The organism is Streptomyces colwelliae (assembly GCF_048158785.1).
GTDB lineage: Bacteria > Actinomycetota > Actinomycetes > Streptomycetales > Streptomycetaceae > Streptomyces.
In genome coordinates, this window is the sequence record NZ_JBLTJC010000152.1 from 1 (window position 1) to 23,561 (window position 23,561).

The window sequence follows — 23,561 nt, forward strand, 5'->3', positions numbered from 1 at the left end:
GGGGGCGGGGGAGCGGCCCCGGTCACGGTTCGACGGACTGACGGAACGGCCTCGGCGGGACTAGGTTGTCGCCATGAGCAATCTTGATCGCGAAGCGGTTCCGGCCCTGTGCGGCGGCCGCGGTTTCGTGGTGGCGGAGCCCGTCCGTGAACTCCTCAGCCCGCGCCGGGTCCAGCTCGGCGAGTCCACCGAGGTCCGCCGACTGCTGCCCAACCTGGGCCGCCGTATGGTCGGCGCGTGGTGCTTCGTAGATCACTACGGCCCTGACGACATCGCCGACGAGCCGGGGATGCAGGTGCCCCCGCACCCCCACATGGGCCTCCAGACGGTGAGCTGGCTGCACGAGGGCGAGGTGCTGCACCGGGACTCGACCGGCGGCGTCGCGACGATCCGCCCGCGCGAACTGGGCCTCATGACCTCCGGCCGCGCGATCAGCCACGCCGAGCAGAGCCCCAAGGCGCACGCCCGCTTCCTGCACGGCGCGCAGCTCTGGGTCGCCCTCCCCGACAGCCACCGGCACGTCGACCCGCACTTCGAGCACCACGCCGAACTGCCGGTCGTCACGGCGCCGGGCCTGCGCGCCACGATCGTCCTCGGCGACGTCGACGGCGCGGCCTCGCCCGGCACGACGTACACCCCGATCGTCGGCGCGGACCTGGCCCTCGCCGCCGGAGCGGACGTACGCCTGCCCGTGGAACCGGACTTCGAGTACGCCGTCCTCGCCATGTCCGGCGAGGCGCACGTCGACGGCGTCCCGGTCCTCCCGGGCTCGATGCTCTACCTCGGCTGCGGCCGCACCGAACTCCCGCTGCGCGCCGTGTCGGACGCGGGGCTGATGCTGCTGGGGGGTGAGCCGTTCGACGAGGAACTGATCATGTTCTGGAACTGGATCGGCCGCACCCAGGAGGAGATCCAGCAGGCCCGCACGGACTGGATGACCGGGTCACGCTTCGGTGAGGTGAAGGGGTACGACGGCGATCCGTTGCCGGCTCCTGAACTGCCTCCGGTGGCGTTGAAGCCGCGAGGGAGGGTGCGCTGACCTGCTGGGACATGCCACAGGGTTGCCTGGCGCGGGCGTGCCCGGGGTGGCGAGCATCGGTTGCGGCAGTGTCCACGTCACAGCCCATGCCCTCCACCCAGCCCGACCACGGCAGATCGGCGTGCTTCAACACCTCGCCGGGGGCTGTGCGCTGAGCTCCTGGCGCACAGTCAGGCAGATCTGAACCACTGCCGGGAATCAGGCCGCGACGAGCTCCTGCTCGCGGTCCGGCGTTTTGACCTTGGGCTTCTTGTTCGGCAGCGAGAGCCGGAAGACCTTGTGCCACGCGGAGAACACCTGCTTGGGCAGCGGGCCGGTGACGTACTCCAGCTCGTACTTCTCGAACAGCGCGCGCACCTTCACCGCGACCTCGGCATACCGGTTGCTCGGCAGGTCCGGGAAGAGGTGGTGCTCGATCTGGTGCGACAGGTTGCCGGTCATGAAGTGCATGGCCTTGCTGCCGCTGATGTTCGCCGAGCCCATCATCTGGCGCAGGTACCACTGGCCGCGCGTCTCGTTCTTGATCGACCGGCGTTCGAAGACCTGCACGCCCTCGGGGAAGTGCCCGCACATGATCACCGAGTGGGTCCAGATGTTGCGGACCAGGTTCGCGGTGAACGTGGCGGCGAGCGTGGGGAGGAACGACGGCCCCGACAGCAGCGGGTGGATGACGTAGTCCTTGAGCACCTGCTTGCGGATCTTGCGGCCCACGGCCTTGGCCCGCTCGCGGAACTCCGGGTTCTTGCGGCGGCGCTTGTTCAGGTTCTTGCCGAGTTCCAGGTCGTACGCCGCGATGCCGTACTCGAAGAAGCAGGCGTTGATGAAGTTCCACACCGGCTGGCCGAGGTGGAACGGGTGCCACCTCTGGTCCTCGTCGACGCGCATGATGCCGTAGCCGAGGTCGTTGTCCTTGCCGATCACGTTGGTGTACGTGTGGTGCAGCTCGTTGTGCGAGTGCTTCCACTGCTCGGACGGCGAGACGTGATCCCACTCCCAGGTGGTGGAGTGGATCTTCGGGTCCCGCATCCAGTCCCACTGGCCGTGGAGGATGTTGTGGCCGATCTCCATGTTGTCCATGATCTTCGCCACGGACAGACCGGCGGTGCCGATCAGCCACGCGGGCGGGAAGAGCGAGAACAGCAGCACGCCCCTGCTGGCCAGTTCGAGCTTGCGCTGCGCCGAGATGACCTTGCGGATGTAGGCGGCGTCCTTCTCGCCGCGGCCGGCGATCACCTCGTCGCGGATCGCGTCGAGCTCGCGGCCGAGCTCCTCGATCTGCTCCGCGGTCAGGTGGGCGGTGGGGTCGGTGGCGGTCAAGGTGCTCCTACCGTTCGATGTCGCAGGGGCCCGCGGCGGCGGACACGCAGGTCTGGATGAGGACGCCCGGCTCGGCCTCGGTGATCTCGCCGGTGCGCAGGTCGCGGACGGCGCCCGCCTTGAGCGGCGTGACGCAGCCGAAGCAGATGCCCATGCGGCACCCGGAGGGCATGAGCACACCGGCCTCCTCGCCGACGTCCAGCAACGGCGTGGCGCCGTCCGCGTCGACGGTCTTGCCGGTGGCGCTGAACGTGACCTCGCCGCCGTCACCGGTGACGACGATGCCGGGGCGGAAGCGTTCGGTGTGCAGGCGCTCTTGTACGCCGTGCTCGCTCCAGTGCTCTTCGGCGGCGTCGAGCAGGCCCGCGGGCCCGCAGGCCCAGGTCTCGCGCTCGGCCCAGTCGGGCACGAGTTCGTCGAGACGGGCGATGTCGAGCATGCCGTCCGTGTCGGTGTGCACCTCGGTGAGCCGCAGCTTCTTGTCCGCGACCAGGTCGTGCAGTTCGCTGCGGAAGATCACGTCCTGCGGCTGTGGTGCGCAGTGGACCATGACGACGTCGTCGAACTCGGTGTCGCGCAGCATGCCCATCACGGGCGTGATGCCGCTGCCGGCCGTCAGGTAGAGCACCTTGGCGGGCTTGGCCCGCGGCAGTACGAAGTCACCGGTCGGCTGGTCGAGCTGGATCAGCGTGCCCGGTTTCGCCCTGCGGACCAGGTGGTTGCTGACCTTGCCGTCCGGGATCGCCTTCACGGTGATCGTGACGCGGCCGTCCTGGCGGTCTGTCGGCGAGGTGAGGGAGTAGGCACGCCACAGGCGCACCCCGTCGACGTCGACCCCGATCCGCACGTACTGACCGGCTGTGTGGCCGCGCCAGCCCCGTCCCGGTCTGATCACGATGGTCGCGGCGTCGCCCGTCTCGGGGTGCACGGCCTCGATGCGCCCACGCAGGTCGGCGCCCGCACGCAGCGGGCTGACCAGGTCGAGGTAGTCCGACGGCAGCAGCGGCGTCGTGACCATCTCCAGCAGTTTCCACGCCCTGCTGCGGAGGGCTGTACTCGTCATGACTTCAGCTTGCTGCGCCTCAGGGCGTAAAGTCCTGACCGCAGGACGTGAATCTGGTCGGCTGAATTGTTCGCAGGGAACAAAGACGTGAGTCATGCAATACGGAGGGCCAGCGAACTGGCCCTGGATGAGACGACGGTCACGGCCATGCGGGCCGCGCTGAAGGCCACCGCCGACGAGGTCGTCGAGGCGATCATCGACGAAGTCCCTCCCTACGCCAACGCCCTTTCGGGCCGCATGGGCGGCACCATCCGCCGATCCGTCCGCACCGCCCTGGGGCACTATCTGGACCTCGCGAGCGGGAACGCCACGGGCGGCGACGCCGGTGACGCGGCCTACGAACTGGGCCGCGGCGAGGTGCGTGACGGCCGTTCGATGGACGCCCTGCTCGGCGCCTACCGCGTCGGCGCCCGCGTGGCCTGGCGATGCCTGGCAGCAGGTGCCGTACCCGCAGGTCTGCCCGCCGCCGAGGTCGCCAAGTTCGCCGAGCTGACCTTCGCCTACATCGACGAGCTCTCCGCCGCGAGCGCCGCGGGCCACGCCGACGAACTGGCCGCCCGGGGCAGGGACCTCGAGCGTCACCTGGAACACCTGGCCCGCGACCTCCTCGCCGGCGCGAGCCCGGACGTGCTGCTGGCCTCTGCTCAACGGGCCGGGTGGCAGCCTCCGGTTTCGCTGACCGCGGTCCTGCTGCCCGCCGCCCAGGCCCGGCCCGCCTACCGCGCGCTCGACCCGAGCACCCTCGTCCTCGACGACCTGCCGGACGCCACCGGTGTGCTGCTCGTCCCCGATGCCGACCGATCACATCTCCTGCGGATGCTGACCGACCGCACCGCCGTGGTCGGCCCGGCCCGGCCATGGACGCGTGCGTCCGCCTCGTACGCACGAGCCGTACGCGCGCGCTCCCTCTCCTCTGACATTCGCGACACCGAGGACCACCTGCCCGAGCTGGTGCTGAGCGCCGACGCGGACGCGCTCGCAGACCTGCGTGCCCGAGCCCTCGCACCGTTGCGGACCTTGCCTGTCGCGACCGCACGGCGCCTGGAGGAGACGTTGCGGGAGTGGCTGCTGCACCAGGGCAGGCGGGACGAGGTGGCGGCGGCGTTGTTCGTCCATCCCCAGACGGTCCGGTACCGGATGTCGCAGCTGCGGGAGCTGTTTCCGGATCTCGCATCGCCACACCGGGTCCTTGAACTGACGCTGGCGGTCGGTCTTCGGGTCGGCTGACGCGTACTCGCCCGTCCACGACCGCGTCCGCGTCCGCGTCCGCGAGCGGTCCAGGAATCGTGCCTCGTTCTCGGAGCCGTCAGCCGGCTCATGCGGCCCGGCCTGAAAAACGGCTTTCATGTCGTCATGGAGGGCGCTGTCCTGACACGAGCCGACTCACGGGCGCGCGGCGGGCTGCGGCTGGGTGACCGGCGGGGCAGCCGGGCCAGGTCAGCAGGAACGGGGGGCCGGGCCGCTCGCGCAGGGGACCACCGTGGTTATGCGACGGCCCCGTGCCTCCCTTCCCGCAGGCCGACGGGACGACCGACCGAGTCGGCCTGGCACACCGCGCGAGGGATGATGGGGATGAAATGACGGAACGTGGGGTCAGGAGCTTGCATGGCGAAGCGGGTTCACCGACCCCGTGAGGACGCGGAGTTCGATTTCATCCTCGGGATGAGCGGAGTTCCGGTCCTCGCATACTTCACCGGGACATGGCCCAAGGCAGTCGAACCCTGCCGGGTGATGGACCTCGTCGTGGGTGGCATCGCCGACGACTGCACGGGTCGCCTGACGGTCGTCCGCGCCGACATCACGCGTTGTCCAGCCGCAACCGAGCGATACGGGATCACCGGAGCCCCGTCCTTCGTCCTGCTGAAGGAGGGAGAGGCGGTGGCGCACGGCACGGGGCCCATGACCACCGCCGAGGTGCGGAAGTTGCTGGACGGCCACCTCTGAGCTGCCGCTACGGCATGTGAGGGTCGGCAAGGTGGTTCCTGAGCAGGGGCAGGCACGGTCCCGCTGCGGTGATCAACCAGCTCAGCGACCTGCGGCGACGGTGCTGCGTAGGATCGCACGGGCCTGTTTCCCGGCTGGCGAGGAGCCCTGATGGTCATGACCGGCGAGCGGGTCGTCGTTGTCACCGGTGGAGGTACCGGCATCGGCGCCGCGACCGCCCGGTTGCTGCGTGCCGGCGGATGTCAGGTCGTTGTCGGCGGGCGGCGGCCGGAGCCGCTGCGGCAGGTGGCGGACGAAACCGGTGCTCTGGCTCACCCCGCCGACCTCACGGATCCGACGGCCGTCCAGGATCTCGTCGAGACCACGGTCTCCCGCTTCGGCAGGCTCGACGGGCTGGTCCTCAACGCGGGCGTCGGACGGGGCGGCGCGGTGGGAGATCTCTCGGACGAGGCGTGGGACCTGATGATCCGCACCAACCTGACGGGCCCTTTTCTGTTGCTGCGTGCTGCTCTTCCGCACCTGTTGAAGGCCCGCGGTTCGGTTGTCGCAGTCGCCTCGGTCTCGGCACTGCGCAACGGGAAGGGCAATGCCGCGTACGCGACCTCGAAGGCCGCGCTGCTCCAGCTGTGCCGTTCGCTGGCGGTCGACTACGCGGGCCAGGGGCTGCGGGCCAACACCGTGTGCCCGACCTGGGTGCGCACCGAGATGGCCGACCGCCGTATGGCCCGGTTCGCAGAGGAGTCGGGACTGGACGGCGGGGTCACCGCACTCGACGCGGGAACGGTGCCCTTCGACTTCCGCCTCGAAAGCCGTGAGCGGAGTCAATGACGATCGGCGCCGACGGGCGGGGAGACCAGCACCATCCGCCTGGGCACGCTCATGAGCGCGGCGACCTTCCGACTGCCCGGTCCGCTGGCCATCGCCGTCGCCCAGATCGACCGGATGAGCGGCGGCCGGATCGAGTTCGGCCTCGGCACCGGCTGGTACGCCGAGGAACACACCGCGTACGGCATCCCCTTCCCCGCCCAGCGCGAGCGCTTCGACCGGTTCGAGGAGCAACTCGCCGTGATCACCGGGCTGTGGCAGACACCGGTGGGGAAGACCTTCACCTACGACGGGAAGTACTACCGACTCACGGACTCACCGGCACTGCCCAAGCCGCACCAACCCCGGCCGCCCATACTGATCGGCGGGGACGGACCGGTTCGTACGCCCCGTCTGGTCGCCCGCTACGCGGACGAGTTCAACATCCCCTTCCTGCCCCTGGAACCGACGAGACAGCTCTTCGAACAGGCCCGCACCGCGTGCCGTGTCGCCGGACGCGCCCCGGACAGCCTGGAGTTGTCCGCCGCGCAGGTGCTGTGCTGCGGCCGCAGCCGGTCGGAACTGCGCCGCCGGGCCGAGGCGCTGGGGCCCGAGGACGGCGAGTTCGCCAAGAGCCGTATCTCTGGAACACCGGCCGAAGTGGTCGACAAAATCGGCCGGTTCGCAGAAGCGGGCGCCACGCGCCTCTATCTTCAGCCGCTCGATCTGGAGGATCTCGACCACCTGGAGCTGGTTGCCGCGGATGTTCTGCCTCAAGTCCGGTGACGGTCGACGACCGAGGCAGGGCTGTTCGATCGATCGGTTGGTTCGGGGCGGGTGGGCCTGAACTCTCCCCACCAGCCCCTGAGGCTCGCGTTCGGCCTCACACCGAGAACTCGCGTATCACCGTGTTGTGGAACACCGCGCTGCCGCCGATCGTGAACAGCGCGAGCCGGGTGTCCAGCAGGTACGGGAACACCTGGCTGGTGTGCACGTAGCGGCCGTCGTCGACGAACATCTCCACCGACGTGCGGTCCACCAGGATGCGCAGCTTCACCGTGCCGGCGGACGGGTCGAACGGGGTGTGGCTCTCCTGCCAGTTGCCGGACGTGTCGGCGTTCACCGTGTTGCGTCGGTTCAGGAAGGCGTAGTCGCCGTAGATCCCGGCGTCGATGTGCCGGCCACCGTCGGGTGAGCGCCTCAACTGGAGGCCTGCGCCGGTGAGTTGGGACCAGGTGAGCTCGGTCGTCACCTCGTAGGAGATACCGGTGTAGTCGAGCACCTTCGTGCCGTTCACGGTCACGTCGCCCAGGTTCACGGTGCGGGAGACATGCGAGTCGAGGCCGGCGACGGGCTGGGAGGCGAGGTAGTAGGTGCTGTCGGACGCCTTCTTCAGGGTGATCTCGCGGACGACGGAGTCGGTGCCGTTGAAGCCGTCGCAGTCGATGGTGGGGGTGGTGTTGGCGTAGTCCCAGTTGTTCACCCAGCCGATCGCGTACCGGGCGGCCGCGTCCACCGCGCCGCTCGCGTCCCGCTTCTCGAAGGTGACGGCGGCGTACCAGTCCCAGCCGTGGTCGAGCCACTGCGGGTCACCCGCGTCGGCGGTGAACGCGCTGCCGTCGAAGGAACCCGTCCAGTAGGCGTACGTGTTGGGCAGCCCCGAGCTCTTCCCGTTGGCGCTCACGCCGAGCACCCATTTCACGGTGCCGTCGCCGGCGGTGATGCGGAACAGGTCGGGGCACTCCAGGACGCCGATGCCGTCGTGGACGAAACCGTTCACGTACGTCCAGGACTTGAGGTCGTCGGAGTGGTAGAAACCGACCTTGTCGTTCTCGGCGAGGGCCATCACCCAGCGGCCCCGGTCCTCGTCCCGGATCACCTTGGGGTCGCGGAAGTCGGCGACGCCCGGGTTGGGCAGGACGGGGGCGGTCCCGTAGTTGGTGAAGGTGAGACCGCCGTCGGTCGAGTAGTACAGGAACTGCGCCTGGGAGTCCGTGCCACCACCGGGGGACATGGTGACGATGACGACGACCGCGCCCACGCCGAATCCGGCCGTGTTGCCGGTGTCGACCACCGCCGAACCCGACCAGAGATCACCGTTGGCCGTGGTGTTCTTGGGCGCGGCGACCCCGCGGTCGGTGAAGGAGACCAGGTCCTTGGTGGTGGCCAGACGCCACGCGGTGCCGACGGCACCGGTGAAGTAGTCGGCGTTGTAGAGGTAGTAGTAGTGGTACTCGCCGTCGATCCAGACGGGCCGCTGCGGGTCGTTCTTCCACTGGTCGGGGACCGTGAAGTGGTACGCGGCGCGGTAACTCGCCCCGCTCGCAACGGACTTGGTCCCGCTCGCGGCCGTGGCTGTTCCGGTGGACAGCAGCGCGGCGGCGGTGCCCGCCGCCGATCCCGCGAACAGTGATCTCCTGGAAATCCCCGACGTTCCGGGCATGACGCATCGTTCCTCTCGTGACGGCCCATGAGGGCCCGTGGCGGCTCGTCACACACGCGAGTGCGGCTCACAGTGCGGAGGGCGTGGAAAATCGGCTCCTGCGAACGAGGACTGTAGACCTAACTCGTTAAAGGTCAAGCGTTCCCGACCCTTGACAGGTCTGCCGCCCGCTTCCCATCATCTGGGGCATCACCCCTGAACTAACACGAGTTAGGCCCGTTAGATGACTGACTCGCACCTCCCTCGCCGCACGCTGCTGCGGTACGGCGCGTACGGGGCCGGAGCAGCCGCCCTGGCCGGGACCGCCGCGAGCTGGGACCGGCTCACGGGAGCCGACATCCCCGGCCGTGACGACGGCTCCCTCGTCGTCGCCACCCTCGGCTCCGCCTTCGACCCGGCCACCGTCGACGCCCTCACCAAGGGCTTCCACCGGATCCACCCCGACATCCCCCTGCGGGTGAACGCGGTGCAGGCCGTCGACTGGTCGGACTTCTTCGCGAAGATCCTCACCCAGATCGCCGCGGGCACCGCTCCCGACCTGGTGTATGTGGCCACCGAGGGCGTGCAGTTGTTCGCCCAACGGCTCGGCGTGGCCCTGGACAGCTGGGTGCGTCGGGACGCGGCGGAGCTGCGCGAGTACTTCGCCGACGTCCACCCCTCGCTGGTCGAGTCGATGATGTACGAGGGGAACCTCTACCAGCTGCCGATGGAGTTCAACGCCGCCGACATCTACCTCAACAAGCAGGTGCTGAAGCGGGCGGGCGCGGAGTTCCCGGCGGCCGACTGGAGCCGCGACGACTTCACCGCGCTCCTGCGGCAGTTGAAGCGTGGCGGCGGCTCGCACTTCACGCCGTACTTCTGGACCAACCGGCTGTGGGGCGGGGTGGTGCCCTGGCTCTTCGCGAACGGCACGAACCTGCTGAAGGAGTCGAAGGCGCCCGGCGGCTCCTGGCTGTGGGACAGCTTCTACCCGGCCGCCGACCGGCAGGGGCGCGGCGGGGGCTTCCGCTGGACGACCCCGCAGGCCACCGCCGACCGGGTCGAGGAGGCGTACGACTATCTCGCCTCCCTCGTCCAGGAGGACCTGTGCACCCGGCCCGAGGGCGGCAACGGCAACAACCTGGTCGGCGTGTTCTCCACCGGCCACGTCGGCGTCACACCGGCGGGCGGCTTCTGGGCGGGCGGCCTTCAGCTGGCCGGCATGCGGGCCGCCGACTACGACGTGCAGTACTTCCCGCGCTGGCGTACCCAGCGCCACCAGTTCGGCGCGGCTGGCTACGCGCTGCTGCGCACCTCGAAGAAGCAGGAAGCCGCCTGGGAGTTCATCAAGTACGCGGCCCGCAAGGACACCATGACCCGGCTGTTCCGGAGCAACCAGACCACCCCGGCCCGGCGTTCGATGCTGAACGCCGCCCGCTACGCCGCGAGCGGCCCGGCGCACTGGCAGGTCTTCTACGACACCCTCGACCGGTTTCCCGACACCGGCCCGATCCCCGCGCCGCCGCAGGTCGCCGAGGTGACCGACGTCCTGCTCAAGTACACCGGCACCGCGCTGGCCTCGCCGCGTGCGGTGGGTCCCGCGCTGCGCCGGATGCAGGGCGACCTGGAGCAGGCCATGGAGCGTGAGGTATGACGAACACCCAGGTCCCGAACACTCAGGACCCGAACGCCCAGGTCCCGGCCGTACGTTCGCGGCCCGCCACGCCACCCGCCGTCGCCGTACGGCCGTCCGTCCGCGACCGCGGCTCCCGGCTGCTGGCCGCGCTGTTCCTGGCGCCCACGGTCGTCGGCATCGTCGTCTTCACGGTCGTGCCGATCGTCGGGTCCGTCGTGCTGAGCCTGTTCCACTGGAACGTGATCGACCCGCCCCGTTTCGCCGGCGGCGCCAACTACCGTACGACCTTCACGGATTCGACCGTCCTGGTCTCCTTCCGCAACACGCTCGTCTTCATGGTCCTCGCGGTCGCGCTGCAACTGCTGATCGCGCTGACGCTGGCGCTCGCGCTGAACGGGCGGATGCCGGTGTGGCTGCGGTCGGTGTTCCGTTCGGCGTTCTTCTTCCCCCTGGTACTGTCCGCCGCGTCCATCTCGGTGGTGATGAAGTACCTGTTCAACCAGGACTTCGGGGTGGTGAACTGGCTGATCGGCCTGGTCGGCGTCGCGCCCGTGCCCTGGCTGACCTCGGAGCACGCGGCGATGGCCACGGTGATCCTGGTCTACGTCTGGCAGCAGTTCGGTTTCTCGTTCCTGCTGTTCGTCGGCGGTCTGAACAACATCCCCAAGGAGATCCACGAGGCCGCCGCCCTCGACGGCGCGACCGGCCTGCGCAAGCACCTCGGCATCACGCTGCCGCTGCTGTCACCGACGCTGCTCGTCGCGTCGGTGATGGGCATCATCAACGCCCTCCAGGTCTTCGAACAGCCCTACGTCCTCACCGACGGCGGACCCGGCGACGCCACCCGCACCGTGGTGATGGTGATCTACGAGAGGGCCTTCGAGCAGCTCGACTTCGGCGAGGCATCCGCGGTGGGCGTGCTGCTCTTCGCGCTGATCATGGCGGTCACCGCCCTCCAGTTCCGGCTCAGCCGGCGTTTCGTCCACTACCAGTGAGCCGGTGAGCCGCATGAGCGCCATGAGCCAAGCAACCCCGCCCCTGAAAGCGACCCCGACTCTGAGTCGCGCACGTCACTCGCTCGCCCCCTGGGCCCGGATCGCCGTACTGACCGTGTGCGCCCTGCTGACGCTGGGCCCGGTCATCTGGACCGTCGCCACCTCGCTGCGTACTCCGGCCCAGTCCTTCGACCTGCCCCCGCAGATCATCCCGACGCACCCGACGACCGCGGCCTACCACGGGGTCTTCCAGCAGATCGACGTGTGGCTGCTCGCCCTGAACTCCACGCTGGTGACGGCACTGATCGCCGTCGGCCAGATGATCACGGCGGGCCTGGCCGGATACGCCTTCGCGCGCCTGGAGTTCCGTTTCAAGAAGCCGCTCTTCGGCCTGGTCCTGGCGACCATGATGGTGCCGTTGCAGGTCACCATCGTGCCGGTGTTCCTGGTGCTGAAGTCGATGGGCCTCACCGACACGCTCCTCGGCCTGATCATCCCGGCCTTCCCGACGGCCTTCGGCACCTTCCTGATGCGCCAGTACTTCCTCGGTATGCCGAAGGATCTGGGCGAGGCGGCCATGCTGGACGGCGCGGGGACCTGGCGGATCTTCCGCTCGGTGTACGCGCCGCTGGCCACACCCGGCCTGGCGATCGTCGGCGTGCTGGCCTTCAACTACCACTGGAACGAGTTCTTCCGCCCGCTGATCCTGGAGACCTCCAGCCAGAACTACACGCTTCCGCTGGGCCTGGTCTCCCTCCAGGGCAACCTCGGCACCGGGTCGATCTCGGTGGTCCTGGCCGGGGTCGTGCTCTCGATGCTCCCCGCCCTCGCCGTGTTCGTCGTCGGCCAGCGCCCTCTTCGCGAGGGCATCACCTCGGCAGGAGTCAACCGTTGAGCAATGACCCCAACGCGCCGCGTTTCAGGGTCCGTCCGCCCGCCGGCTGGATCAACGACCCCAATGGGCCGTTCCGTTGGCGGGACCGCTACCACCTCTTCTACCAGCACAACCCCGACGCGCCGGTGCACGCGAACGTCCACTGGGGTCATGCCTCCAGCGCCGACCTCGCGCACTGGGAGCACCACCCGATCGCGCTCACCCCGACACCCGGCGGCCCCGACGAGGCCGGCTGCTGGTCGGGCTGCGTGACCGACGACGCCGGCACACCGACCGCCGTATACACGGGAGTTGACCATGCCCACGCTGGCCTCGGCACCATCTGCCTGGCACGGGCGGCGGACCCCGACGACGAGCTGCTGACCGAGTGGAAACCACTCCCGACACCGGTGGTGGCAGGACCGCCACCGGGACTGGACGTGGTCATGTTCCGCGACCCGTTCGTCTTCCGCCACGAGGACAGACGCTGGGCCCTCGTCGGGGCCGGCCACGCCGACGGCACGCCGTCGGTCCTGCTCTACGACTGCGACGACCTGACCGACTGGCGGTTCGCCGGCGTGCTGCTGGACGGCAGGGACCCGGTGGCCGCGGGCGCGTTCGGCGACAAGTCGGTGGGCTGGGAGTGCCCGCACCTGTACCGGACGGCAGGCGGCGACCACGTACTCCTGGTGTCCTTGTGGGACGGAGATCCCTGCTCCACCGGATACCTGACGGGCAGTCTGGAGCCCGATGGCCAGGGCGGGTTGGGGTTCGTGCCGTACGCCGGCGGCCGGCTTGACCAGGGGCGGGACTTCTACGCTCCCGCCGTGCTTCAGGAGTCGGACCGCGCACTGCTGTGGGGCTGGTCGTGGGAGGCCCGCCCGCAGGAGGAGATGGACAGGGTCGGCTGGGCAGGCGTACTCACCGCGCCACGGGTCGTCGACGTCCACCCCGACGGTTCACTGCGGGTGAATCCGGCCTCGGAACTCGAACTGCTGCGCCCGGCCGAGCCGTTCGTCACCGCGCCGGGCCGGGTTCCGCTTCCCCACGCGTACGACCTGACGGTCACCGCACGCGAACCGACCATGGTGAGCCTGCTCCGGGACGCGGCGGGCCGGGAGCTGACCGTCCGGGCGGACCCCGCCTCGGGGACCGTCGTCCTCGACCGCGGCGCCTGGCCCCGCACCGGCAGGGAAGGCTCCGCCCCGATCACCGTGCACGTGCCGAAGGCGCCCGAACTCACGCTCCGGCTGCTCGTCGACGGCTCGCTCCTCGAACTCTTCGTCGCGGACCGGGCCATGGTCACCGAGCGCGTCTACCGGCGCCCTGGCGACATCGCCGAGCTGGTCGTCGACGGGGCGGGTGCCGGGGTCACGGGGTGGGCGCCGGGCCCAGGGAGGCGCGGTTGACCACAGGGCAGCCTTGGCACAGGTCGGGTGCGGGGGCTACGGGGTGGGCGCCGGACTCAGGGAGGCGCGGTTGACCACAGGGCAGCCCTGGCACGGGTCGGGTGCGCGGGTTACGGGGTGGGTGCCGGACCTACGGAGGTGCGGTTGACCGTGGGCTGGGGCGGGCGCGGGCCGGGCGCCCGGGTTACCGGGTGGGCGTCGGATCCAGGAAGGCGCGGTTGACCACAGGGCAGGGCAGGTGCGGACCGGGGACCCGGGGCACCAGGAAGGAGGCGTCGGACCCGCGCGGCTGACCAGGCATGGGCCGGCAGCCCAGGTCACCGACTGGGCGCCGGACCCACGGAAGCCCGACTGACCACAGGACACGCCAACCGCCGGACGGTCGCCGGCGGCGTACGGCCGGCTTCGATGGCGTCCAGGAGCAGCCGGGCCGCCGCCTCGCCCATCGCCCGGTGCGGCAGCGCGACCGAGGTGAGGGGCGGGGTGAGGAACGCGGCCATGTGCTCCTGGTCGTCGTAACCGACCACCGACAGATCTGCGGGCACGTCGATGCCGAGCCGGGTCGCCGCGTGCAGGACACCCGCCGCGACCCGGTCGTTGTAGCACAGGACGCCCGTGGGGCGACGGCCCGGCTCGACCCCGTCGAACAGGCGCAGCGCCCCCGCGTATCCCGCGGAGATCTCCCCGCCGCCGCGCACGATCCACTCCTTGGGCACGGTGACGCCCTCGGCGCGCAGCACGTCCCGGAAGCCGCGGGTGCGTTCCACCGAGGCGATGTCGTCCAGACCACCGATCACGGCGAGCCGGCGGTGGCCCGCACCGAGCAGCAGCCGGGCCGCGGTACGGCCACCGGCGCGCTCGGCGGGGACCACGGCGGGCAGGGAGTCGTCCTCGGGCAGGCAGTTGGCCAGCACGGAATGGGTGCGGTGCAGGCCCTCGGGGACGCGGACCCGGCGCAGCGACATGGCCGCGTAGATGATGCCGTCCACGCGCCGGTCGAGCAGTTCCGCGACGGCCGCGTCCTCCTTGACCGGGTCACCGCCGGAGTCGACGGTGAGGACGAGATGGTCCCTGTCCCAGGCGGTCTCCATGGCGCCGCGCAGCAGCCGGCCGGCGAACGGCGAGGACGCGATCTCGTCGGTGACCAGCCCGATCACGGCCGTACGACGACTGCGCAGACCGCGGGCCACCGGGTCGGGGCGGTAGCCCAGCTGGGTCGCGGCCTGCCGGATGCGTTCCTGGGTGGCGGCCGAGAGGTTGCCGTCGGCCCGGCCGTTGAACACGAAGGACACCGCGGTGTGCGACACACCGGCGAGCCGGGCGACGTCCCGTGACGTCGGGCGCCCGGTGCCCGTGTTCCTGCTCTCCTCGGCACCGCCCACGCCGCCCGCCGCCCTCGCCCAGCCCGACCCTGTAGATCACCGCCCACCCTATCCGCGGGGAGCGCCACGGCACACAGGAGATCCTCAGGGCGCCGCGGTGTGGGCGTCCGATGCGATCACCGGATTCCGTGCGGGGCGGGGACCGTTTCGGACCGGGCGTCAGCACGTCGTCCGCCGGCGATGGTGGAGGGGAGCGCGGGCCAGACCGCGGAAGCCGCTCACGACGACTGGCAGGCGGCCCGCCGCTGCCGGCTCCGAACGGCCGCCGCTGGTGCCTCACCCGGCGCCGATCGGACCGCACATCAGGTTGCCGGGTTCGGCAGGGTCGTCGCTGGTCCAGAACTGGGTCCACAGCGCGGCGAACTCGGGGCGGCTGAGGTAGCCGTCGGCGTCCTGGTCGAGCCGGTCGAAGGCGCCGCCGGTCTCCACGGGCCGCCCGTGCCAGGTGTCGACGAGACGCTGGTGCTCGCCGCGCGAGATGCGCCCGTCGGCGTTCTCGTCGACCGCGTCGAAGATGGTGTCGGCGGTGGCGGTGACGGCCTCGGGGATGGTCGGCAGCAGGTCCACCATGGCGAGGAGGTCGTCCATGTCGATCCGGCCGTCCCGGTCCGTGTCCACGGTCTCCGACAGATGCTGCCACCAGCCCTTCAGGACGCCGTCCACACGCGCCGCCAGTTCCGATCCCTCTCGCACTCGCGGCAGCCGGCCCCAGCGGTCCGCCAGGGCCACGAAGTCCGCCTCCTCCAGATAACCGTTGCCGTCCGCGTCGAACGCCTCGAACATGGCCTGGAGCTTGATCCGCTGGAACTCGCTGGACATCACATGTCTCCTCAGTCGCAGTACTCAGGACATGCTTTCCGCGGCCGCCCGCCCCTCAACGGCGCTCGCGCTCACCGCGGCGGGTCCCCGCGCGCCCACGCGCCCGCCCGGTGCGCCGGGCGCCAGTTTGCTGGCCGCGGACGGAGGACCCCGTTCCCCGGCAACCGTCCACGCCCGCCACGCTCGCCGAGGGCCGCCACCGATTCCGTACCCTGGCGGCATGCGCATGCGCCCCACATTGAGCTGGACCCCCACGGCGGCGGACCTGCTGCCGGGCACCACCGACCTGGAGCCGGTCGTCGACGTGCTGAGCGTCGGCGGTGTGCTGGTGCTCAGCGGGGCGGGCATCTCCACGGAGTCGGGCATCCCCGACTACCGGGGCGAGGGCGGGAGCCTGAGCCGGCACACCCCGATGACCTACCAGGACTTCACCGCCAGCGCGCACGCGCGGCGCCGGTACTGGGCGCGCAGCCACCTCGGCTGGCGCACCTTCGGGCGGGCCCGTCCCAACGCGGGACACCTGGCGGTCGCCGCCTTCGCCCAGGCCGCCCGCGTCTCGGGCGTGATCACCCAGAACGTCGACGGCCTGCACCAGGCCGCCGGCAGCGAGGGCGTCGTGGAGCTCCACGGCAGCCTGGACAGGGTCGTGTGCCTCGCCTGCCGCGCCATCAGCCCGCGCCGCGAACTAGCCCGGCGCCTGGAGGCCGAGAACCCCGGCTTCGACCCGGTCGCCGCCGGGATCAACCCGGACGGTGACGCGGACCTCACCGACGCGCAGGTCGGGGACTTCCGCGTCGTGCCGTGCGCCGACTGCGGGGGCGTCCTCAAACCGGACGTGGTGTTCTTCGGCGAGGCGGTTCCGCCGCAGCGTGTCGAGCACTGCCGGCGGCTGGTCCGCGAGTCGACCGCGCTGCTCATCCTCGGCTCGTCGCTGACGGTGATGTCCGGGCTGAGGTTCGTCCGTCAGGCGTCGCAGGAGGGCAAGCCGGTGCTGATCGTCAACCGGGACCCCACCCGGGGTGACCCGCACGCCCGCACCCGGGTCGCGCTGCCGCTGGGAACGGCCCTGACGACCGTCGCCGACCGACTCGGCATCCCGGTCGACGGGCCGGCGGACTGAGGAACAGGTCTGTTGCCGTCGACCCTCCAAGGGCCGCGTACCTTCACCATGTGTCCGTCCAGCAGGCCCGCACGGACTGGACGACCGGATCGCGCTTCGGCGACGTGAAGAGGTACGACGGCGACCCGCTCCCCGTGCCCGAACTGCCGCCGGTGGCGCCGAAGCCGCGGGGGAGGGTGCGCCGATCCGCTGTCGCCGCCGCACCCTCGGCTCGTGGACTACGGCGAGGTGGGCAGCTGCGGGGAGCGGAGCACGAGCAGGGTGATCTCGCTGGGGGCGAAGACGCGGAACGGCGGGCCCCAGAAGCCGGTGCCTCGGCTGGTGTAGAGCAGGGTGCGGGTGCCGTGGTGGCTGAGGCCGGCTAGGGCGGGCTGGTCGATGCGGACCAGGTGGTGGAAGGGCCAGATCTGGCCGCCGTGGGTATGGCCGGAGAGCTGGAGGTCGATGCCGGCGGCTGCCGCGCGGTCGATGAACTTGGGCTGGTGGGCGAGGAGCAGGACGGGGAGGTCGGGGTCGGCGCCGTCCAGGGCTCCCGCGAGGTGGGCGCGGTGGCCCGGCAGGCCGGAGGACTCGGCGGTGACGTCGTCGACGCCGGCGACCACGAGGGTGTCGCCTCCGCGTTCGACCAGCACGTGGCGGTTGCGCAGCGGTTCCCAGCCCAGCTCGTCCATCAGGTCGACCCAGCCCTGGGCCTCGCTGTAGTACTCGTGGTTGCCGGTGACGTACACCCGGGCCTGGGTGGCCTGCACGGTGCCGAGGGGGAGGGCCTGGGCGCGGCGGCGTTCGGCCGTGCCGTCCGCGATGTCGCCGGTGTGGCAGACCAGGTCGGCTTCGAGGGTGTTCACCGTCTCGCACACCCGCGCCGACCAGCGGGCGCGGTCGAGCGGGCCGTAGTGGGTGTCGGTGATGAGGGCGACGCGGGTGCCGTCCAACCCGGCGCCCAGGCGCGGGAGTTGGACGTCGAGGCGGCGCACGCGTGGCACGCGGCGGGCCTCGGCATACCCCCAGGCGAGCAGTACGGCGGTGGTCGCGAGGATCGTCCAGGTGACGATCCGGGCCCGGTCCTGGCCGTCGCCGACGCCTGCCACGGTCAGGGCGAGCCGCAGCAGGACCCCGAGCAGAACGGACCAGGTGAACAGGACCCAGCCGGCGCCCAGCAGGGTGTCACCGACGATCGCGGCCCGGTCCTGCTGGCGCCTACCATGACCGCGCCCCATTGCGAGCGGCATACCGACGAGACCGAGGACGAAGAGGGCGGTGCCGGCGAGTGTGACGGGCAGTGGCCAGTGCTGGCCGGTGTACAGGAGCACCCCGCAGGGCACGGCCCACAGCAGGACGGGGGCGATCAGCGGGAGGTAGCGCATCAGGCGGAGCAGTCGGCTCCGCCGTGGAGCCTGCGCCTCACTGTCGGCGGATCGGGTGTCGCTGGTGTCGGTCACGCTTCCCTCTCTGACCGGGCTGCCGTCTCGCGCACTGTATCCGGTCGTCCTCGGGCCGGACGGACGGGTGTTCACGGGTGCGGTCCGGTGGGGTGAAGGGTTCTCCGCGGGGTGACAGGACTCCGCCGTAGACACCTTGAAGCGTTTCGGATCTGATCGCAATGCCGCCTGGGCGAGGTCGCCGCGGCGGGTGTGGCCGGACTCGGTGAAGGGGGCGCCATCGACCAGTTGGAGCTGGTGCGGTGTCCAGGGTGGGCCGCGGTGGGCGGCTGTTTCGTCGGGCGCGTGCGTTCAGTTCTGTGTGGCTTGGTGAGGTCCTTCTGTTGTGATCTCGCCGGATCCCCGCTCGATCAGGCGGGTCGGAACAGTGACGGTGCGGGTGGGTGACTGGTCGCCGTCCAGTCTGCGGAAGAGCATCTCGGCCGCTGTCCTGCCCAACTGCTCGACATCCTGCGCGATGACGGAGATCCCCGGGCTGAGGATGTCGGCCAGGGGGAAGTCGTCGAAGCCCAGGTGGGCGACGGTGTCCTGGAGACCGAGGGCGCGCAGGGCTCGTACGGCCCCGATGGTGACCAGGTTCTGGCTGGTGAACAGCGCGGTGGGCGGGTTCGGTAGCGCCAGGAGCTGCTCGGTCGCGGCGATCGCGGACTCCTCGCTGGCCCCTGTGTGCCGGACGATCTCGTCGGCGTAGGCGAGGTGCGCGACTTCCAGGGCGTGCCGGTAACCGTCGAAGCGCTGGGCGGCGGTGGGAATGGTCGCCCGGTCGCCGAGGTAGGCGATGCGGCGGTGGCCGGCCTTCAGCAGGTGGTTGACGGCGGTGAGGGCGCCCTGCCGGTTGTCGGAGACGACGGTGTCCGCGTCGAGCAGGCTGGGCTCGCGGTCGACGAAGACCATGCAGGTGCCCGAACGCTGCTCGCTGATCAGATAGCTGTGGTCGTGGCCGGCCGGCACGATCACCAGGCCGTCGACCCGCCGGTCGATGAGAGCACGGGCCAACTCCCGTTCCCGGGCCGGGTCCTCGTCGAGGCTTCCGACCAGTACGAGCACTCCGCGCTCGCGTGCCACGTTCTCGACGGTGCGGCTCAGGGCCGCCGAGAAGGGGTTCGCCGAGTCCTCGACGAGCATCCCGATCGTGGCCGTACGGCCGTCCCCGCGGCGCAGACTGCTGGCGGTCAGGTTGGGCCGGTAGCCCAGTTTGTCGGCCGCGTCACGCACCCGGGCGGCGATGGCCGGATCGACGGTGGGCACCTCGTTGACCACGCGAGAGACCGTCTTGATGGCGACGCCGGCCAGTGCCGCCACCTCGCGCATGGTGGGGCGGCTACGGGGGGAGCGCGGTGGCGGCTCGCCCAGAGTCATCGTTGTCTCCAGCTGATTGTGCGTTACCCAGTCGTTGCCGACGCATGTCTACCAGTGTCTTGACGCGCTCGTCCATACGGGCCCACTATCCCGTCGAGTCAACGTTGTCTCAGCGTCGACCAAGGGACGGCTCGAAAGGGATCACGTCATGAACCTCTCCTCCAGCCAGGCGTCGGGCCTCCGCAGTCGGCGCACCCGTGCGGCAGCCATCGGCGTCACCATGTGCCTCGGCGCCACCCTCGCCGCCTGCGGTTCCTCCGACTCGGGTTCCTCCTCGTCCGGCAGCGGGAAGGTGGGTGTGTCACTGATCCTGAAGACCCTGAGCAACCCGTACTTCGTGAGCATGGAGAAGGACGCCAAGACGCAGGCCGCCAAGGACAAGGTGAGCCTCACGGTGGCGGCCGGCACGTCGGACGGCGACACCCAGACCCAGATCACCGCCATCGACAACGCCGTCTCGCGCGGCGACAAGGGCATCCTGATCACCACCAACGGCGACGCGGTGAACACCGCGCTGAAGCGTGCCAAGCAGGCCGGCCTCTTCGTGATCGCCCTGGACACCGCACCGAACCCGGCGAACGTCGCGGACATCACCTACGCGACCGACAACGAGCAGGCGGGCAAGCTCGACGGCCAGTACGCGGCGGCGGCCCTGGACGGCAAGCCCGCGGTCATCGCCATGCTCGACCTCTTCAACAACCAGGTCGTCTCGGTGGACATCGACCGCGACCACGGCTTCCTGGAGGGCATGGGCATCGACCCGGGCAGCAAGACCGAGAACGGCAAGGAGGCCAAGTCCGGGAAGTACACCGGCGGCAAGGGCGGTACCTACACGGTCGCCTGCCATCAGCCGACCCAGGGCGCCATCGACGGCGGACGCACCGCGATGGAGAACTGCCTGTCGGCCAACCCGGACATCAACGTCGTCTACGCGATCAACGAGCCGGCGGGCGAGGGCGCGTACAACGCGCTGAAGGCGGCGGGCAAGGAGAAGACCGCCGCGATCTACGCGATCGACGGCAGCTGCTCGGGCCTGAAGAACGTCACCAGCGGCAAGTTCGCCGCCGACGCCGTGCAGTACCCCGGCAAGATGGCGGCGCTCGGCGTCAGCTCCATCGCGAAGCTGGCCCGCGGCGGCAGCAAGCCCAGCGTCACCAACGGCAAGTCGTTCTACGACACCGGCACCGCGCTGGCCGCCGCCAAGCCCATCGGGGGCCTGACGGTCCAGACCCCCGCGCAGGCCGCTTCCGCCTGCTGGGGCAGCTGACCCGGTCGGCCGGGTGGGCCGCCGGTAGCCGTCATGGCACTGGCGGCCCACCCGCACCGCACGAGCCGATGAGCCCGTACCGCATGAGCCCGTACCGCATGGCCCGTACCTCATGAGTTCGTTCCTACGAAGGCCCGCACGAGGGACTGAACCGGAAGGACCCCCTGTGACCACCCACGTGGACAGTGAAGCGACACCGGCACCGGCGGAGGACTTCCTCAACCGGCCCGCCACACCGGCCCAGCGCATCCACTCGGTGCTGCACCGTCAGCCGGCGCTCAGCCCGGCGATCGTGCTGGTGCTCGCCGCCATCGTCTTCTCCCTGGTCAACGACCGCTTCTACGCGTTGCAGAACCTGTCCCTGGTCGCCCAGCAGACGGCCGTCATCGGCTCGCTGGCCGTCGGTCAGACCGTCATCATCCTCACGGCCGGCATCGACCTGTCGATCGGCGCGGTCATGGTGCTCGCCTCGCTGCTGATGTCGAAGCTCGTCGCGGACAACCATGTGCCGGGCGTGCTGGCCCTGCTCGCGGGAGCGGTCGTCGCCATCGCCGCGCAGGCCGTCAACGGGCTGCTGGTGACCAGGATCAAGCTGCCGCCGTTCATCGTCACGCTCGGCACCCTCAGCATCTTCACCGCGATCACGCTCATCTACGCCAAGGGCCAGACCATCTCCCTTCAGCCGGGCAACATCCTCATGTGGAGCGGCGAGACCGTCTCCATCGGGCAGTTGAACCTGACCAACGGCGTCCTGCTCATGATCGCCCTGTACGCGGTGATCGGCTACGCGCTGCGCTACACCGCCTGGGGCCGTCACCTGTACGCCGTCGGCGACGACATCGAGGCCTCCCGCCTGGCCGGCATCTCCGTCAACCGGGTGCTGCTGAGCGCCTACCTGGTCGGTGGGTTCGCCATCGCGGTGGGCGCCTGGATCCTGGTCGGCCGGGTCGGCGGAGGTGACCCCAACAGCGGTCTCAACGCCAACCTCCAGTCCATCACCGCCGTAGTCATCGGCGGCACCAGCCTCTTCGGCGGACGCGGCGTGGTGCTCGGCTCGCTGATCGGCGCGCTCATCGTCCAGGTCTTCGTCAACGGCCTGGCGCTGGCCGGGATCGACCCCAACTACCAAGTCCTCGCAGTCGGCGTCCTGGTGATCGCCGCTGTCTCCGTCGACCAGTGGATCCGGAGTGTGAAGTCGTGACGACCGCCCCCACGCCCGCCACCGCCCCCGTTCTCGAGGCCAAGGGCCTGGTCAAGGTCTTCGGCCGGGTCATCGGTCTGAACGACGTCGACCTCACCCTCCACCCCGGCGAGGTCCTCGCCGTCATCGGCGACAACGGCGCCGGCAAGTCCACCCTGATCAAGTGCCTCTCCGGGGCGCTCGTCCCCGATCAGGGCAGCATCCTGGTCGACGGCACCGAGGTGAACTTCAAGCGGCCGCAGGACGCCCGCGAGGCCGGCATCGAGACGGTCTACCAGACCCTCGCCGTGGCGCCGGCGCTGGACATCGCCAGCAACCTGTTCCTCGCCCGTGAGATCCGCCGCAAGGGGGTGCTCGGCTCGGTGTTCCGCATGCTCGACACCGGTGAGATGAAGCGTCAGGCGGCTGACCACATCAAGCGGCTGGGCATCAGCACCCTCCAGAACATCAACCAGGCCGTGGAGACACTCTCCGGTGGCCAGCGGCAGTCGGTGGCCGTCGCCCGGGCGGGTGCCTTCGGCGGCCGGGTCGTCATCCTCGACGAACCCACCGCCGCGCTGGGCGTCCGCGAGACCGGCCAGGTGCTCAAGCTCGTCCGCGACCTGCGCGACCAGGGCCTCGGCGTCATCCTGATCAGCCACAACATGCCCAACGTCTTCGACGTCGCCGACCGCATCCACATCCAGCGCCTCGGCGGCTGCGCCGGGGTCATCACCCCGCAGTCGCACTCGATGGAGGACGCGGTGGCCATCATGACGGGGGCGAAGAAGCTCGTCCCGGAAGCCGGGTGACCGGCCATGACGGGGGTGAAGAGGCTCGTTCCGGAAGCCGGGTGACCGGCAGGGGCGGGACGGCCGACGCGTTCCGGATCGCCGAGGGCTGTCTCGGCGACGAACCCACCGTGACCGTCTCCGCGCCGGACGGTGCGGTGCGCGCCGTCCTCGCCCTGCGCGGGGCGACGCTGCTGAGCTGGCAGGTCGGACGCGGGGAGACCGGGCAGCTGACGGAACTGACGGACGGCTACTGCGACGAGGCGGAGCTGCGCTCGCAGGACGGTGTACGGGCGGGCCTGCTCGCCCCGTTCTCCAACCGTGTCGCCGACGGCCGCTACCACCACGGCGGCCGCGAGCACGACCTGCTGCCCGGCCGCCTCGGGGACCGCACGGTCTACCACGGCTTCGCGCGCGAGGCGCCGTTCCGGATCGTCGGGGCCACCACGACGGCCGACTCGGCGCGGCTGCTGCTGCGCAGCACGAGCATCAGACCGGGCAGGCACCCCGGTTACCCGTTCGCGCTGGACCTCGATGTCGCGTACACCATCGGCCGCCGCGAACTCGGCATCGGCCACAGAGCCTCGTTCGGGGTCGGGCTTGGCGACCACCGCGGACTCGAGGACGTCCGGGTGGGTGTTGATCGCCGACTCGACCTCGGGACCGCCGATGTTGTAGCCGGAGGAGACGATCATGTTGTC

General features: G+C 70.4%; 19 protein-coding genes and 4 pseudogenes. 15 read left to right on the forward strand and 8 right to left on the reverse strand.

The features are described 5' to 3' along the window. The first annotated feature begins 73 nt into the window (after positions 1 to 73). Positions 74 to 1,039, forward strand: a complete 966-nt coding sequence (locus ACNFOC_RS28165) for a pirin family protein (protein ID WP_416961887.1) — start codon at positions 74 to 76, stop codon at positions 1,037 to 1,039. 198 nt (positions 1,040 to 1,237) lie between these two features. On the opposite strand, the gene ACNFOC_RS28170 is transcribed toward ACNFOC_RS28165, so the two are convergent. Continuing rightward, positions 1,238 to 2,356 (reverse strand): fatty acid desaturase family protein, encoded by a 1,119-nt coding sequence (locus tag ACNFOC_RS28170; RefSeq protein ID WP_416961888.1) that lies wholly within the window; start codon positions 2,354 to 2,356, stop codon positions 1,238 to 1,240. A 7-nt stretch (positions 2,357 to 2,363) separates the two neighbouring features. Then, positions 2,364 to 3,419 carry a ferredoxin reductase gene (locus ACNFOC_RS28175; RefSeq protein WP_416961889.1) on the reverse strand — a complete coding sequence of 352 codons (1,056 nt, stop codon included), beginning with the start codon at positions 3,417 to 3,419 and terminating at the stop codon, positions 2,364 to 2,366. Between the two features lie 87 nt (positions 3,420 to 3,506). On the opposite strand from ACNFOC_RS28175, the gene ACNFOC_RS28180 reads away from it, so the two are divergent. From ACNFOC_RS28180 to ACNFOC_RS28195, 4 genes and pseudogenes are all read left to right on the forward strand, one after another. Beyond that, entirely contained in the window at positions 3,507 to 4,646 is a 1,140-nt protein-coding gene (locus ACNFOC_RS28180) for a PucR family transcriptional regulator (protein ID WP_416961890.1), read from the forward strand. Between the two features lie 378 nt (positions 4,647 to 5,024). Beyond that, positions 5,025 to 5,363 carry a thioredoxin family protein gene (locus tag ACNFOC_RS28185; RefSeq protein ID WP_416961891.1) on the forward strand — a complete coding sequence of 113 codons (339 nt, stop codon included), beginning with the start codon at positions 5,025 to 5,027 and terminating at the stop codon, positions 5,361 to 5,363. Positions 5,364 to 5,513: 150 nt separating this feature from the next. After that, on the forward strand, positions 5,514 to 6,191 hold the full coding sequence (locus ACNFOC_RS28190) for an SDR family NAD(P)-dependent oxidoreductase (RefSeq protein ID WP_416961892.1): 678 nt from the start codon (positions 5,514 to 5,516) through the stop codon (positions 6,189 to 6,191). A 21-nt stretch (positions 6,192 to 6,212) separates the two neighbouring features. After that, positions 6,213 to 6,953, forward strand: a pseudogene (locus ACNFOC_RS28195) (LLM class flavin-dependent oxidoreductase); the annotation flags it as partial. Between the two features lie 97 nt (positions 6,954 to 7,050). On the opposite strand, the gene ACNFOC_RS28200 reads toward ACNFOC_RS28195, so the two are convergent. Continuing rightward, positions 7,051 to 8,610 (reverse strand): glycoside hydrolase family 32 protein, encoded by a 1,560-nt coding sequence (locus ACNFOC_RS28200; RefSeq protein WP_416961893.1) that lies wholly within the window; start codon positions 8,608 to 8,610, stop codon positions 7,051 to 7,053. A gap of 223 nt (positions 8,611 to 8,833) precedes the next feature. On the opposite strand from ACNFOC_RS28200, the gene ACNFOC_RS28205 reads away from it, so the two are divergent. The 4 genes from ACNFOC_RS28205 to ACNFOC_RS28220 are packed head-to-tail and all read left to right on the forward strand — an operon-like array spanning position 8,834 to position 13,503. Then, positions 8,834 to 10,243, forward strand: a complete 1,410-nt coding sequence (locus ACNFOC_RS28205) for an extracellular solute-binding protein (RefSeq protein WP_416961894.1) — start codon at positions 8,834 to 8,836, stop codon at positions 10,241 to 10,243. Next, positions 10,240 to 11,220, forward strand: a complete 981-nt coding sequence (locus tag ACNFOC_RS28210) for a carbohydrate ABC transporter permease (protein WP_416961895.1) — start codon at positions 10,240 to 10,242, stop codon at positions 11,218 to 11,220. The genes ACNFOC_RS28205 and ACNFOC_RS28210 overlap by 4 nt, the downstream gene beginning before the upstream one ends. 22 nt (positions 11,221 to 11,242) lie before the next feature. Further along, positions 11,243 to 12,115 (forward strand): carbohydrate ABC transporter permease, encoded by an 873-nt coding sequence (locus ACNFOC_RS28215; protein ID WP_416961896.1) that lies wholly within the window; start codon positions 11,243 to 11,245, stop codon positions 12,113 to 12,115. Next, entirely contained in the window at positions 12,112 to 13,503 is a 1,392-nt protein-coding gene (locus ACNFOC_RS28220) for a glycoside hydrolase family 32 protein (protein ID WP_416961897.1), read from the forward strand. The genes ACNFOC_RS28215 and ACNFOC_RS28220 overlap by 4 nt, the downstream gene beginning before the upstream one ends. 317 nt (positions 13,504 to 13,820) lie before the next feature. Here the strand turns inward: ACNFOC_RS28220 and ACNFOC_RS28225 are convergent, their stop codons facing one another. Beyond that, entirely contained in the window at positions 13,821 to 14,885 is a 1,065-nt protein-coding gene (locus ACNFOC_RS28225; protein ID WP_416961898.1) for a LacI family DNA-binding transcriptional regulator, read from the reverse strand. A 276-nt stretch (positions 14,886 to 15,161) separates the two neighbouring features. Continuing rightward, positions 15,162 to 15,704 (reverse strand): EF-hand domain-containing protein, encoded by a 543-nt coding sequence (locus ACNFOC_RS28230; protein ID WP_416961899.1) that lies wholly within the window; start codon positions 15,702 to 15,704, stop codon positions 15,162 to 15,164. 220 nt (positions 15,705 to 15,924) lie between these two features. On the opposite strand from ACNFOC_RS28230, the gene ACNFOC_RS28235 reads away from it, so the two are divergent. Next, positions 15,925 to 16,824: an NAD-dependent protein deacetylase gene (locus ACNFOC_RS28235; protein ID WP_416961900.1), complete on the forward strand. Its 900-nt coding sequence runs from the start codon at positions 15,925 to 15,927 to the stop codon at positions 16,822 to 16,824. Between the two features lie 56 nt (positions 16,825 to 16,880). Beyond that, positions 16,881 to 17,006: pseudogene (locus ACNFOC_RS28240) on the forward strand (pirin family protein); the annotation flags it as partial. Between the two features lie 36 nt (positions 17,007 to 17,042). Here the strand turns inward: ACNFOC_RS28240 and ACNFOC_RS28245 are convergent. Both ACNFOC_RS28245 and ACNFOC_RS28250 read right to left on the reverse strand, forming a co-directional pair. Next, positions 17,043 to 18,263 carry a metallophosphoesterase gene (locus ACNFOC_RS28245; protein ID WP_416961901.1) on the reverse strand — a complete coding sequence of 407 codons (1,221 nt, stop codon included), beginning with the start codon at positions 18,261 to 18,263 and terminating at the stop codon, positions 17,043 to 17,045. Positions 18,264 to 18,554: 291 nt separating this feature from the next. Then, positions 18,555 to 19,622: a LacI family DNA-binding transcriptional regulator gene (locus ACNFOC_RS28250; RefSeq protein ID WP_416961902.1), complete on the reverse strand. Its 1,068-nt coding sequence runs from the start codon at positions 19,620 to 19,622 to the stop codon at positions 18,555 to 18,557. Between the two features lie 148 nt (positions 19,623 to 19,770). Here ACNFOC_RS28250 and ACNFOC_RS28255 point away from each other — a divergent pair, with 148 nt between their 5' ends. The 4 genes and pseudogenes from ACNFOC_RS28255 to ACNFOC_RS28270 all read left to right on the forward strand — a co-directional run. After that, the gene (locus tag ACNFOC_RS28255) at positions 19,771 to 20,889 is read left to right on the forward strand and encodes a substrate-binding domain-containing protein (protein ID WP_416961903.1); all 1,119 of its coding nucleotides are present in this window, start codon (positions 19,771 to 19,773) and stop codon (positions 20,887 to 20,889) included. Positions 20,890 to 21,055: 166 nt separating this feature from the next. Then, positions 21,056 to 22,090, forward strand: coding sequence for an ABC transporter permease (locus ACNFOC_RS28260; protein WP_416961904.1), 1,035 nt, complete (start codon positions 21,056 to 21,058; stop codon positions 22,088 to 22,090). Further along, positions 22,087 to 22,881 carry an ATP-binding cassette domain-containing protein gene (locus ACNFOC_RS28265; RefSeq protein ID WP_416961905.1) on the forward strand — a complete coding sequence of 265 codons (795 nt, stop codon included), beginning with the start codon at positions 22,087 to 22,089 and terminating at the stop codon, positions 22,879 to 22,881. Before ACNFOC_RS28260 ends, ACNFOC_RS28265 begins: the two co-directional genes overlap by 4 nt. A 137-nt stretch (positions 22,882 to 23,018) precedes the next feature. Continuing rightward, a pseudogene (locus ACNFOC_RS28270) lies at positions 23,019 to 23,384 on the forward strand (aldose epimerase family protein); the annotation flags it as partial. 81 nt (positions 23,385 to 23,465) lie between these two features. Here ACNFOC_RS28270 and ACNFOC_RS28275 read toward each other — a convergent pair. Beyond that, positions 23,466 to 23,555: pseudogene (locus ACNFOC_RS28275) on the reverse strand (hypothetical protein); the annotation flags it as partial. Positions 23,556 to 23,561: the final 6 nt, after the last annotated feature.

Coding starts and splice junctions, on each gene's coding strand:
- ACNFOC_RS28255 (WP_416961903.1), top strand. CDS start 19,771: ATGAACCTCTCCTCCAGCCAGGCGTCGGGCCTCCGCAGTCGGCGCACC.
- ACNFOC_RS28200 (WP_416961893.1), bottom strand. CDS start 8,610: ATGCCCGGAACGTCGGGGATTTCCAGGAGATCACTGTTCGCGGGATCG.
- ACNFOC_RS28250 (WP_416961902.1), bottom strand. CDS start 19,622: ATGACTCTGGGCGAGCCGCCACCGCGCTCCCCCCGTAGCCGCCCCACC.
- ACNFOC_RS28205 (WP_416961894.1), top strand. CDS start 8,834: ATGACTGACTCGCACCTCCCTCGCCGCACGCTGCTGCGGTACGGCGCG.
- ACNFOC_RS28235 (WP_416961900.1), top strand. CDS start 15,925: ATGCGCATGCGCCCCACATTGAGCTGGACCCCCACGGCGGCGGACCTG.
- ACNFOC_RS28165 (WP_416961887.1), top strand. CDS start 74: ATGAGCAATCTTGATCGCGAAGCGGTTCCGGCCCTGTGCGGCGGCCGC.
- ACNFOC_RS28230 (WP_416961899.1), bottom strand. CDS start 15,704: ATGTCCAGCGAGTTCCAGCGGATCAAGCTCCAGGCCATGTTCGAGGCG.
- ACNFOC_RS28185 (WP_416961891.1), top strand. CDS start 5,025: ATGGCGAAGCGGGTTCACCGACCCCGTGAGGACGCGGAGTTCGATTTC.
- ACNFOC_RS28210 (WP_416961895.1), top strand. CDS start 10,240: ATGACGAACACCCAGGTCCCGAACACTCAGGACCCGAACGCCCAGGTC.
- ACNFOC_RS28215 (WP_416961896.1), top strand. CDS start 11,243: ATGAGCCAAGCAACCCCGCCCCTGAAAGCGACCCCGACTCTGAGTCGC.
- ACNFOC_RS28190 (WP_416961892.1), top strand. CDS start 5,514: ATGGTCATGACCGGCGAGCGGGTCGTCGTTGTCACCGGTGGAGGTACC.
- ACNFOC_RS28175 (WP_416961889.1), bottom strand. CDS start 3,419: ATGACGAGTACAGCCCTCCGCAGCAGGGCGTGGAAACTGCTGGAGATG.